At 46.7% G+C, this 11977-nt stretch carries 9 protein-coding genes; 1 reads left to right on the top strand and 8 read right to left on the bottom strand.

Annotated elements, in window-relative coordinates; genetic code table 11:
• Positions 1-229: 229 nt before the first annotated feature.
• Positions 230-1954, bottom strand: a complete 1725-nt coding sequence (locus HRU80_01360) for a T9SS type A sorting domain-containing protein (GenBank protein QOJ27582.1) — start codon at positions 1952-1954, stop codon at positions 230-232.
• A 473-nt stretch (positions 1955-2427) separates the two neighbouring features.
• On the opposite strand from HRU80_01360, the gene HRU80_01365 reads away from it, so the two are divergent.
• Positions 2428-2640, top strand: coding sequence for a 4Fe-4S binding protein (locus HRU80_01365; GenBank protein ID QOJ27583.1), 213 nt, complete (start codon positions 2428-2430; stop codon positions 2638-2640).
• 82 nt (positions 2641-2722) lie between these two features.
• Here the strand turns inward: HRU80_01365 and miaA are convergent, their stop codons facing one another.
• The 7 genes from miaA to HRU80_01400 all read right to left on the bottom strand — a co-directional run bounded on the left by miaA (position 2723) and on the right by HRU80_01400 (position 11607).
• A complete protein-coding gene (miaA, locus tag HRU80_01370) occupies positions 2723-3643 on the bottom strand; it encodes a tRNA (adenosine(37)-N6)-dimethylallyltransferase MiaA (GenBank protein ID QOJ27584.1) in 921 nt (306 codons plus the stop codon).
• Between the two features lie 35 nt (positions 3644-3678).
• Positions 3679-4581, bottom strand: a complete 903-nt coding sequence (locus HRU80_01375; GenBank protein QOJ27585.1) for an arsenite methyltransferase — start codon at positions 4579-4581, stop codon at positions 3679-3681.
• A gap of 53 nt (positions 4582-4634) precedes the next feature.
• Entirely contained in the window at positions 4635-4979 is a 345-nt protein-coding gene (locus HRU80_01380) for a winged helix-turn-helix transcriptional regulator (GenBank protein ID QOJ30422.1), read from the bottom strand.
• A gap of 836 nt (positions 4980-5815) precedes the next feature.
• The gene (locus HRU80_01385; GenBank protein ID QOJ27586.1) at positions 5816-6343 is read right to left on the bottom strand and encodes a hypothetical protein; all 528 of its coding nucleotides are present in this window, start codon (positions 6341-6343) and stop codon (positions 5816-5818) included.
• Complete coding sequence (locus HRU80_01390; protein QOJ27587.1) at positions 6330-7883, bottom strand: hypothetical protein; 1554 nt, start codon at positions 7881-7883, stop codon at positions 6330-6332. The genes HRU80_01385 and HRU80_01390 overlap by 14 nt, the downstream gene beginning before the upstream one ends.
• 137 nt (positions 7884-8020) lie before the next feature.
• Positions 8021-8653: a hypothetical protein gene (locus tag HRU80_01395; protein QOJ27588.1), complete on the bottom strand. Its 633-nt coding sequence runs from the start codon at positions 8651-8653 to the stop codon at positions 8021-8023.
• 110 nt (positions 8654-8763) lie between these two features.
• On the bottom strand, positions 8764-11607 hold the full coding sequence (locus HRU80_01400) for a PAS domain S-box protein (GenBank protein ID QOJ27589.1): 2844 nt from the start codon (positions 11605-11607) through the stop codon (positions 8764-8766).
• Positions 11608-11977: the final 370 nt, after the last annotated feature.

Here is an 11977-nt window from a genome sequence, read left to right on the forward strand (position 1 = left end):
CGTCCGAATCATGCGGAAACGTTAAAAACCATTGAGATAAGTTACTTCCCCCTGCTTACTTTTCAAATCATGACACTACTCACTTTTGGAAAAAATTTAGATGCCGGTAAGGCAAGTGAAGTTATTGCGGGGTGAAAATAAAAAAAGTAAAACTCCCCCGGAACCCATCTTTTTCCCCGGCGGATACCGGCCCCGCCGGAAAATACGGGGCCTTGACATTCTTTTCGCGCTATTTAAGCAGGATTACCCTCAGAACCCGCATCTCCCCGCCTCCTTGCAGCCGTATGATATATATTCCTGAGGCGCGCTCAGCCCCGTTCCAGTATATATCATGCCTCCCCGGCTCCGCGGCTCTATCAAAGAGTCTGTCAGTCAGCGAACCGGTAACATCATAAACCGAGAGAGTAACACGCTCTCCGGCAAGATGATGCGGAAGAGCAAAACTTATTCTCGTCCCGGCATTAAACGGATTCGGATAATTCTGATACAGCGTAAGTTCCTGAGGTATCGTCAGAACAGAGACTTCGACAATTCCCGAATGTTCGAACTGTCCGTCTGTATCAATCTGCTTCAGGCGGTAGTAATAATAGCCATCCGCGGGGGAATTGTCTGTGTATATATAAGACTTCTCTGAATTGGAATTACCATGCCCCGGCACAAAACCAATCACCCGTAGAGACGATGCACTTGTCCCGATGCGATCGGGATGCATCGTCTCCACATCAACCGGTCTCTCAAAGGGCCCAAACCGTTCTATATCAAATCCGTAATTGTTCACCTCCGTGGCTGTTTTCCATTGCAGGGTAACTGTTCTCTCGTCTGCTCTTGCTGTGAACGAGATCAGTTCAACCGGCAGCGGTGTGCCTCCGCTGTTCTGCCACGCCAGATAAGGGTACCCGTCATTAAAATTGTCATCACGATACCAGATATTCATATCCCAGCCGGCATCAAGGAAAGTTGAGTTAATTTTCATTTCTGCGGTGGATTTGCCAAATGCTCCAAAATTATCATTTGAATTCCCTACAATTCCATCCGTATCATTATTCCAAAAAACATTAGTCATAGTGATCGGAGTAACTCTCGAGCCAACAACTCCTCCTCTGTAATTTGATGCACTTAGAGAACCCGTAGAATAGGACTTTACAATTTGAGAACCGGAATACATATATCCTGTTATTCCGCCGGCATAGTATCTCGCAGATATATTACCCCTGTTATAACTGTCTGAAACTTTTCCCGATCCCATATAACCTACTATTCCTCCTGAATAATCAAGAGTATTGCTTATGTTGCCTTGATTCGAACACTCGCTTATTGTGGCTGAACTATTTTGCTGATATCCGGCAATCCCGCCGGTAAATCCCTGAACTGCATTGTTTGTTATCGTCGCTTCGGAAACCGACTTTTTGATTGTGCCAGATTGGTTAACACCAGCAATTCCCCCGACATAATTAGTACCGGTGATCTGACCTGTTATCCGGCAATTCTCGATTATTCCATTGTTGTGTCCGGTTATAGCTCCAGTATACTGTACTCCTGTAATGGTAATATTCAGAAGAGAAAGATTACTTACCTTTCCTGTACTTTGTATTTTTCCAAAAAGAGCATGATTGCCGTCAGTTGTTCTGTTTATATACAGTTGTTTAATGAAACGGTTGTTGCCGTCATATACACCTGTAAAAAATGGATCTGCCCCCCCAATTGGCAGCCACCCTTTATTGCCATCCCATGTATTTATTGCCGGAGAGGCATCAGCAAAGTCAATGTCAGCAGTTTGAAGGAAGTATTTGTTCCAGGAGGATGAGTTTTGAGAGATCCAGAGCAAATTCTGCCAGGTGGCTATCAGATAGGGTGAAGCTTCTGTTCCCGATCCCTCGGGGAGAGTACCTGTTGGCGTCTGAGCACCCAGTTTCAGACTGATTATACAAAAAAGTAAAAGTACTGCCTGTTTCATTGTTTTTCTCCTTTCCGCGCTTTTAACCAACAGGCAAAAAGTATAGCCGTAAAGCACGGATTAATGGCTGAATTCCGGCCTGACCAGCCGGCTGCATACCCCCGGAGAGCATTCCTCTCGATAATCATGTGCCAATTTTATGCCAGTTTTACCGCCTTTTCTCTTTATTGGCCGTGGTGAACAATCTGAATTCTCCTCTGCCTTTTTCTGCTGAAATCTCCCGTTTTATTCTGCAAAATGTCTGATCTCTTTTTTTTCCATCAGATGTCCGGGGGTAAAACGTTGCATCCGTTGAAATTTTCAACAATCACTTTCTTTCCAATTTTCAGGGAATCAGGGGGTTTTCTTTATTCAGAGAAAGACCAGGCCGGTTAATCTTTGTTTATCTTGCGCTAATCGAGATTTTTCAGGCACGCTTTTTGGTTTAAAGGAGAAGAGTTACTTTATTTAGATTTAGAACAGGATTACTGATAATGAAAATAACCGATGAATGCATAAGCTGTTCAGCATGCATTGATGAATGTCCCCAGAGCGCAATTTATAACGCCGGCATGGAAGCAGAATACAACGGAGCAATGATATCACCGGAAAGTGAAGAACATCCATGGATTGTACAGGGTATGTGCGATGATTGTAAAACCTGTACTGAAGTCTGCCCGGTTGATTGTATCGTTCCGACAGAATAAGTTCCCCCCTCTCTTATGAGCATTACGCTCCTAGTGAATAATGAATAGCAAAACCGCCCCTCTTCGGAGGGGCGGTTTCGTTTTAAAGTGTTTTCTGAGGCGGAGTATCATCAAAAAGATTTACCCGCAGCAGTTCCTCCTCAGTTACCCAGTGTATCGTTACTCCTTCCCGCTCCATCTTCCGGTACCATTTAAGCTGCTTGCGGGCGAATTCATATATTGCAGCCTCCAGCTTCTGACGCATATCATTCAGGTTCAGCTCCCCTTTCAGATACATACTGATATACTTATACTCCAGCCCGAAATAGTGCAGCCGTTCATGGCTCAGCCCCCGTGCCAGCAGCCGTTCCGTTTCTGCAATCATTCCCTCTTCGAGCCGCTGTTTAAGCCGCAGACCAATCCTCTGGCGCAGCACAGGCAGGGGATGGGTAATGCCAAAGACCATTATCCTCATGGGAGGAAGAGTATATATATCACCGGATGAGGAAGCAATCCTCAGCGCCCTTATCATCCGCTCCCGTTCAAGCAGATCAGTGGTGTTATGAAGCTCAGGCCGGAGCCGCAGAAGCCGCCCGCGGAGCTCCTCACCGGAAAGAGCATCAAGACCGTCATCCCCGCGGCTGCTTTCACGGAGTTCATAGTTGCGCAGCACTGAGTCTATATACATCGCGCTCCCGCCGCAGAGGATGGGGAGCTTTCCCCGCGATATGATATCACTCCATGCGGCCATGAAATCTTTTCTGAACCGGAAGAGGTCATAATCCTCTTCCGGTTCGTATATATCAATCAGATGAAAAGGGACTGCTCCCTCTTCCGTCCGGTACTCACTCAGATCCTTGCCGGTGCCGATATCCATTCCCCGGTAAACCTGACGGCTGTCCGCGGAGATGATTTCACCGTTATGCTTCAGGGCAAAACGAACCGCTGCCCGCGTCTTCCCCGAAGCAGTGGAGCCAAGAATTATCACCAGGGAACCTGCCGGAGCAGGTGCTTCAGGCATCATGTCTGCACCGTATGTATCCGTTTCAGGCGCACCGGTTATTTCTTATATGCATTAACAGTAATGCTGAAGATACCGGTATCATTGCTCCGGAACTGTTGTATCTGCTCATCATTCAGATACTGCTTCAGTACTTCATCCGGCAGTGTAATTACTTTGGTCTTTTTGATAATGGTGCCTGTGAAGCCCGCTTTTTCAATCTCAGCCAGATAGTCTTCCTGCTGCATTGCTCCCGCAACACATCCGGCATACATCTCCGCGCTTTTCTTCAGTTCAGGGGGCAAAGTTCCTTTAAGCACAATATCAGAGACACAGAAGTGAGCGCCCGGTTTCAGAATCCGATATATCTCCGCAAAAGCGCGGGCTTTATCAGGCACCAGATTCAGCACGCAATTACTGATGACCACGTCAGCGGTATCAGACTGAACCGGCATATTTTCAATCTCGCCAAGCCGGAATTCAACGTTTGTATATCCGAGCTTCTGATTGTTCTGCCTTGCCTTTGAAATCATTTCAGGAGTCATATCAATACCGATTACATGACCGGTCTCACCAACTATGGCGCGTGCAACAAACACATCATTGCCCGCACCGGCTCCAAGATCAACCACCGTATCGCCGGCTTTCATTTCTGCATAGTCAACCGGAATTCCGCAGCCGAGCCCTAAATCTGCCTCGGCAACATATCCTTCCTTATTGGTGTACTCATCTGCCATTACGGTATATCCGACTATTTTGTTGCTGTCTTCAGGGCCGCAGCAGCCGCATCCCGACTGAGCATTCACTGCTATGGCAGCATATTTTTCGCGCACCATGTCTTTAATGTCAGATGCATTTTCTTTAACGGTTTCAACCTCAGGAGCGCAACATCCGCCTCCTTTGACTTCAAAAACGGGGAAGTCATTTTTTCCCGTTGTTTTTTCTTTTTCGACAGTATTCATTACTATTCCTTCTATATGTATTAGTTTTTGTTTTACGTATTTCGTGAAATTAATTATCTGCAGCAGATAACATTTCTGTCCACCCGGCAGGCAGTTTCCTGCCATTTTATCGAATCCCCTTTATCAGCCAGCCAGAAGTCCAGCTCGTTTAAAAACCTTGGTATCCGTTCGTCCGCCGGAGCCGGGTTCAACCCATAATTCACCCATTTGCCATCTTTTTTTTCAATAAGAAAACCGGCTTCTTTCAAAACTTTGCAATGATTAGACACAGTCGAAGCCGCCAGCCCGAGCGCCTCGGTCAGTTCGCAAACACAGAGCACTCTGGTTTGCAGCATTTTGAGGATTCTGAGCCGGTTTGGGTCACAAAGCGCCTTAAAAAATCTGATGTTTTCCATAATTCATTTCGTTGTTCATCGAAATATAGGGAATTTGACTGACGGGGCAAGAGAAAAATTGATTTTTGGGATGAACGGTAAAAAAGAGGGGTGCTTGGTTCGTGGTGCTTGGTTCGTGGTGCTTTGTTCTTGGTTCTTGGTGCGTGGTTTAAAACTCTGCGTAACTTCGCGAAACCTTTGCTTACTTTGCGTTGAAAATCCCCTTAGCGGCTTTACGCGAAGTTATGGAATTGGAACACGATTAAAGGATGGGCAGGATAAACAGGATTAAAAGCCCCCGGCGAGCCGATATAAATTTCTGCGTTCATCTGCGGGATCTGCGGGAAACATTTCTTTGCGGTTTTGCGCAAACTTACCAGATTTTAACAGATACCTGCACAATTTCTGAACAATTCACAATTCACAATTCATACCTCATACTTCATAATTCACAATGGATGCTTCGCAACGCTGATTTCTGCGGATCGGAAATTTTCTGCGTTCATCTGCGTGATCTGCGGGAAACATTTCTTTGCAGTTTTGTGCAAACTTACCAGGTTTTAATAAATACCTGCGCTATTTCTGAACAATTCATAATTCATACCTCATACTTCATAATTCACAATGGATGCTTCGCAACACGGAATTCTGCGGATCGGAAATTTTCTGCGTTCATCTGCGTGATCTGCGGGAAACATTTCTTTGCGGTTTTGCGCAAACTTACCAGATTTTAATAGATACCTGCACTATTTCTTAACAATTCATACTTCATAATTCATACTTCATAATTCATACTTCATAATTCATACTTCATAATTCATACTTCATAATTCATACTTCATAATTCATACTTCATAATTCTATTGACTTATTTTTAATTTTTGATCAGCATCAAGCCCGCCCGGGAATCGCGCCAGCACGTTTATCCCCTGCCAGTAACTATCATCCGGCTTTTCCTGCTTATATACATCATGCCACAGCTCGCCGTACGTTGCGGAAATCCCGACAATCTGCCACAGCGGAAACGTAGCAATCAGACCAAACCCGTGTGAGATAGTTGAGGCACTCCCCAGAATCCACCACCAGGCATAGGGACGTTTTTTCATAAGTTCTAACACCGCCAGATCAATCATGGATTTCGGGTACTGGTTTACCGTTTTATTCAGCAGATATACATTTACACTGTCCTGAAACAAAAACTCTCCCCCCTGCATGCTCATTGCCTGCGGATGGGGCGGTTTAAGCCGGATGGACAGCCACCCCCCTTTGCCGCTTTTTACAAATTCCTCTGGTGATTCAGCAAGCTTTCCCGCAGGAGCATATACTGTGTAACAGCCGCTCAGAAACGCCATAAAGGCGATGAATATATATAACTTACTGTGCCGCATATTTACTCCTCCTGAATGTTTCTTCCATATCCGCTTCCATTGCTTTATAAAGCGGAGCCAGATCCTTAAAGTACTGCTCCGGCCTCATGATAAGCTGCATCACCTTCGCGGCATTCTCTTCCTGAATCCACTCGCTTCTGATCCACTCCAGATAATACCCCTTTGCCGCCAGAAAATAATCATAATCCGTAAAATCTTCCGGCAGACGGAAGTAGAGTGATATATATTCCCCGGGCAGTGTTACGGTGTAACTTCCGGGGTTATTAAAGCTGTCTGTTATATCAAGCTCCTTACGGTCATTCTTCACCAACTGCGGACTGATGACTACCGGCTCTGCCTCTCCGGTTATATCCGCGAGTTTAAGCTGGTCAAGTTTCCAGAAACCCTTTGTCATCCGCACCTTAATCCGTATCTCATCACCTGATGCCGCGGCAGGAAGCGGTAGTATTTTTACCTCCTGCGCTATCGGGCCGGTTTCATCAAGCATGCCGGCTGGAATCCAGTTTCCGTTTCCATCCTCCGCGAAAAACTCCATCTCCCCTATCATGCTGCCGAGCTGCTTAAACACCGGGTCACTGCTCCGCGTCATGCCGTCAAGCCGTGTGAGCCAGCTTCCCGTTTCATTACCCATGTATGCAAGTGTCTGATACAAAAGAAATGTGGTAAGCAGACTCTGCCTGTGGGTTACCACCAGTCCGGGTGATTTCATCCCGTTCCGCTGAAAAGTAAAGATTAGTTCCTCCTTTACGGCAAGATCTGCTGAATCAGTCAGGCTTATATATTCCTGCTGATCGTGATAGCGGAATAAATCCGTGCACTCCTCACCGTGAATCATCCCGCTCAGGAGTGACTCCCCCTCCGTTTTGAGAAACCTGCCGTCCGGAGTACTGTATATATGTTTTCCTTCTTTCGGAACGGCAAGTATCCGTGCATATTTAACCGCGTGGGTCTCAAGCGATTCGTTCTTCATAACCAGACGTATATCCCGCGTTTTTGGCCGGATACCCCTGAATGCATCTATATCTTCCCGTTCAAGCGAGGGGAGAATACTCTGCGAAAACGATTCGGCAATCAGATGCTCAGTCCCTCCCTCGTCATAATAAAATGTGGGGCATGACCCAAAACACGCTTTTGGATTACTCCAGCAATAAATGGTCGCGGCTACTGATATACCTGTCATAAACATCAGGGAGGTATAAGGACCGTCATCCATTATCTGATTGGTTTCAATCAGGAGAATGCTGTCCGTATAAGCTGCAAGTTTTCCTTTGGCGGTCACCTGCCTGTTTAAATCAAGCCGCCGGCCGTAGCCATAATAGAAGTCTTTTTTTTCGGTAAGGGTATAAAGGGTGTCATAGACAAAAAGATCACCGTTTTTGTAGTGAATCTTAAAAATCATCTGCGGGGTTTGTACAAAACGGGCGTAGCGGGAGTCGGGGGGCGTGGTTTTCCGTACAACCTGTGGCGCAGTGCAGGCCTGCACTGCAAATGCAATTACCAGAACCGCCGGTAACAGCAGAAAGGTTTTTTTGTATAACATAGTTGTTCTCTCATTTTTTTCTTTGCGCCGCAGCGCGATTAATCCGCCCAATACAGTATGCAGATTTTTACCCGTCGGAAAACTCTGCCTTACTTTGCGTGAATTTAGCTGCCTTTGTGATTATCTTCCCCCCTCCCCTAATAATCCGCATAAAGTCCGCCGCTTTCTTTAAGCCATCTGGCTATGTCATTGGTCACTCTATCGATATCATTATCTGAAACATCCGCCGTATATACCGGAAGTATTGACCTGCCAACCAGCCGGTCAATCTGTTCCTGTTCACGGTAAAAGTAGCCAAGGTCATTATACTGCTCAGGGTTCCCCGATACTTTCAGCCGCCGCTCTCTTGCCGCTTCAAATGACTCATTACTCCGGCGCAGATGAATCAGCCGGAAGCCGATTGCACCAAGCCGCTCCTCAAGCCAGCGGAAATCATATGTTTTGCCGTAGGTTCGCTGCTGGTATGCCTGTGTGGATATATGAAAGCGGTCAATAATCCAGGAGTAATAACGCTGCAGTTCAAAAAGCCGCATCCAGGTCTGATAGGTTTCAAGGGCGAGCGATTCTTCCTGCGGTTCAAAATTGATGAGCCCCCTGCCCCAGGGAAAGTTGGTAAATGCGCACCACTCCCCCGAAATCACCGGGGAGTGATAACGGTATTTGCGCGGTCCCACCACCTCCGGATGTTCGTTCAGCGCGAAGGCTATTTCGGTCTTAAAAGTAAGACGCGTCCCCTCAAGAATAATTTTTGGACAAAGCTTTTTGTTCAATTAGTAATCAGTGATTAGTAATTAGTAATCAATGTATAATTCACAATTCACAATTCACAATTCACAATTCACAATTCATAATTCATACTTCATACTTCATAATTCATACTTCATACTTCATAATTCTTCAGCTGTTTCTCAATTTCCGTTACAAATGCCGCTTTGTCATACGGCTTTGATATATATCCGGCAAAGCCCTCGGTTATGAACCGCGCTCTGTCCCCCTGCATGGCATATCCGGTAACGGCAATGATGGGCACATCCTTATTGCCGGGGAGATCGTGAATAGCCCGTGCGGTTTCTATGCCGTCCGGACCGTCTCCCAGATTGATATTCATCAGAATAAGCGTGTAGCGCTTCTGCGCCGCCATTGCCAGTGCCGTTGCTCCGTCTCTTGCCCGGTCAACATGGCAGAGCGGTTCAGTATATTTGGATGCAACCTGCAGATTTGCCTCATCATCTTCAACCAGCAAAGCGCTGCACCGGGTGAGCGGAACAGGAGACCGCTGCTCTGCGTTTTTTTCAGGATTAGTAAGATGATCTTCCCATCCGGCCTTCATAAAGCTGAGGACAAATTCACTTCCTTTATCCGGTTCACTCTTCACGGTAAGCTCGCCCCCCATCAACCGCGCAAGTTTCCGGGATATAGTCAGCCCAAGTCCGCTCCCTTCATACGACCTTCCTATCCCCTCACTTGCCTGCCGGAATTCCTGAAAGATCAGCTCCATATGCTCCGGGGCAATTCCAATACCGGTATCCTTTACGGCAACTGCCGGATGACCCCCGCGCTCCTCTACCGTTACGGTTATCTTGCCCGATTTGGTGAATTTAACCGCATTATCCATAATATGATCCAGCGCGGCGCCGAAAAGCTGCGGGTCTGTATATGCCATAATCTCAGGCGCATTAATCACAAATTCAAACTCCAGCCGTTTGGCAGCTGCCTGCTGTATATACGGATAAAGCGAGGACTCCGCAAGTTCGGCCAGTTTCCTCGGCTGAAGATCGGGATGGATTTTGCCCGATTCAATCTGACTGTATGTGAGAATGCTGTTCAGCGTTTTCATCAGCCGCTTTCCTGATGAATAGATGCTCTTAACCATTCCCAGACGTTTCCCTTCGGGGAACTCCTCCATCAGGAGTTCTGAAAATCCCATTATACCGTTTACCGGAGTTCTGAACTCATGGCTCATATTGGCAAGCAGGGTGGATTTCAGCCGGTCGGACTCCACTGCTTTTTCTTTGGCTGCTTTAAGCTCTTCTTCATATTCTTTCCGCTGTATGGCTCCCCCGATGCTCCCGGCAATAGTGCGCAGTATCGCTTCTTCCCCCTTTGACCAGATGCGTTCTTCCTGGCAGTCATCAAAACCGATGAACCCTCTGTAGGTGCCTTCCACAAAGACCGGCACCAGCAGCACCGAGACGATATCCTGCGGTTCAAGGATTTCCTTAAGCTGCCGGGTTCCTTCCCTGGTTAAAACGGAAAAAACTCCTCCGCCTGAAAGAGTGGTATATATCTCATCAGGATACGGGGAGTTTTGCAGCATCTGATTGTTGATTTCCGTGCTTACCAGACCGTTTGTCCATTCAAAGGTCTGCTTCATAAGCGGTGTGCCGTCTTTTGCGTAAATGTTGTCGAAGATATATACCCGGTCAACCGTTGAGGCCTCCCCGAGCGCGCGCAGGGCTCCGTTGATCGCATCGTTAAAGTCTCCGGTTGTCAGCAGGATATTTGCTGCTTCAGCCGCGCCCCCCAGCAGCCGTGTCTGCTTCTGAAGATCATCCGATGCTTTTTTCCGGCTGGTCATATCCTCGATCATCACCAGCACAAACGATGATTTGCTGCTCCGGTCGCTTATGATAGCGGTGGTGAGTTTACCCCAGACGGTTTTTCCGTCTTTGCGTATATACCGCTTTTCGGTATACGAAGGTCCTTCTGTGGCGGAGTCAAGCGTGCCCATGGAAAACATCAGCATGCCGGATTTCATATCCTCCGGATGTGAAAGCTCCTGCAGCGTCATCATTCTCAGTTCCGCTTCAGTATATCCCATCATCCTCATAAATGCATCGTTGCTCTCAAGAATTGCTCCCCCCATGTCAGTCAGCACAATTGCCATGCCCGCTTCTTCAAAAATCGTGCGGAAACGTATTTCGCTTTCGGTTAATGCTTTTTCCGTCCGTTTATGGTTTTCTATTTCTTTTTTCAGGTCTTCGGTTTTTTCACTGGCAATTTTTTCCAGCCCCTGATTAAGCACGAATAACTGGCTGTTGGCCTGTTCAAGTTTTCCGACCATGGTATCAAAAGAATCAGAAAGCAGTTCAAACTCATCTCCGGAGCGGATGGCGGATCTGTGAGAAAGGTCTCCTGCGGCAATCAGCCGTGTTGAGTCAGCCAGACGGTTGAGCGGACGCGTAACCATCGTGCTGATAAAGATAACAGCGGCAAGCCCGAGGCAGAATATGACAAGACTAACTAAAGCTATGGTAATTCTGGTGCGGGCTACCTCACCGCGGAGTGAGTTAAGCGAGAACCCGACATAAATATATCCGATGGTTTTCCGGCTGAAGGTTACTGTTTTGGCATAGCGTATATAGTCCCCTTCAGCAAGTGGTCCGCTTTTTAGTTTCGTGTACCCTGCCTTATTCGCTTCAGGAAGATTATATTCCCCGATTACCCGTCCTTCAGCATCATGTATCACTGCGTAGGTCAGGTCTCTGAGCCGGCCCACGTTTTTCGTTTCCTGGGCAATAAGTTGATTGTCTTCATATACCAGCGCGGGATAGAGCATACTCCCCATCACCTCAGCAATTGCCTCTGCCCGGTTTTCAAGAGCCTTGATTTGTTCTGCTTCTTTGCTGGCAGGGAAATAGATAAAGATAAAAAGGGATATCAGACCGATCAGACTGGTGTAGGCAATAACCAGTTTTTGCCTGATGGAAACGCGTATTTTCATTGGGACAGAAAAATCCCTCCTCCCTCCGGGCAATTTCTCTTTTCGGCAGTAAAAAACATTTCGGTTCCTCGTTCCCTTATAATAAGTTAAATAGGTTCCGCCACCGGTTATGGCTTTATAAAAAGTAGTTTATCAATTTACGTTTTTTTCCTTAAACAAGCGGTGCCCGAGTACGGACTTTGACCCGCTATTCCGGTTTTAGCCGGTATGATGTTGCTCCGTTTTCCGGGTAAATCCGGGGTTTTCAGGGGGTTATTTTTGTGTTTATACTGCCATTTATCATTTTTTTGGCCGTAAAAGCATGCTTCAATTCTTATATTTTGATTTTTTGATAAAATTTTTAATATATTTCAATGGTTCATGCGCGGCT

Source organism: Ignavibacteriales bacterium, assembly GCA_015709675.1.
In the GTDB taxonomy this organism is placed as follows: Bacteria; Bacteroidota; Ignavibacteria; order Ignavibacteriales; family Ignavibacteriaceae; genus H2-BAC3.

Coding starts and splice junctions, on each gene's coding strand:
- HRU80_01375 (QOJ27585.1), bottom strand. CDS start 4,581: ATGAATACTGTCGAAAAAGAAAAAACAACGGGAAAAAATGACTTCCCC.
- HRU80_01365 (QOJ27583.1), top strand. CDS start 2,428: ATGAAAATAACCGATGAATGCATAAGCTGTTCAGCATGCATTGATGAA.
- HRU80_01400 (QOJ27589.1), bottom strand. CDS start 11,607: ATGAAAATACGCGTTTCCATCAGGCAAAAACTGGTTATTGCCTACACC.
- HRU80_01360 (QOJ27582.1), bottom strand. CDS start 1,954: ATGAAACAGGCAGTACTTTTACTTTTTTGTATAATCAGTCTGAAACTG.
- HRU80_01390 (QOJ27587.1), bottom strand. CDS start 7,883: ATGTTATACAAAAAAACCTTTCTGCTGTTACCGGCGGTTCTGGTAATT.
- miaA (QOJ27584.1), bottom strand. CDS start 3,643: ATGATGCCTGAAGCACCTGCTCCGGCAGGTTCCCTGGTGATAATTCTT.
- HRU80_01385 (QOJ27586.1), bottom strand. CDS start 6,343: ATGCGGCACAGTAAGTTATATATATTCATCGCCTTTATGGCGTTTCTG.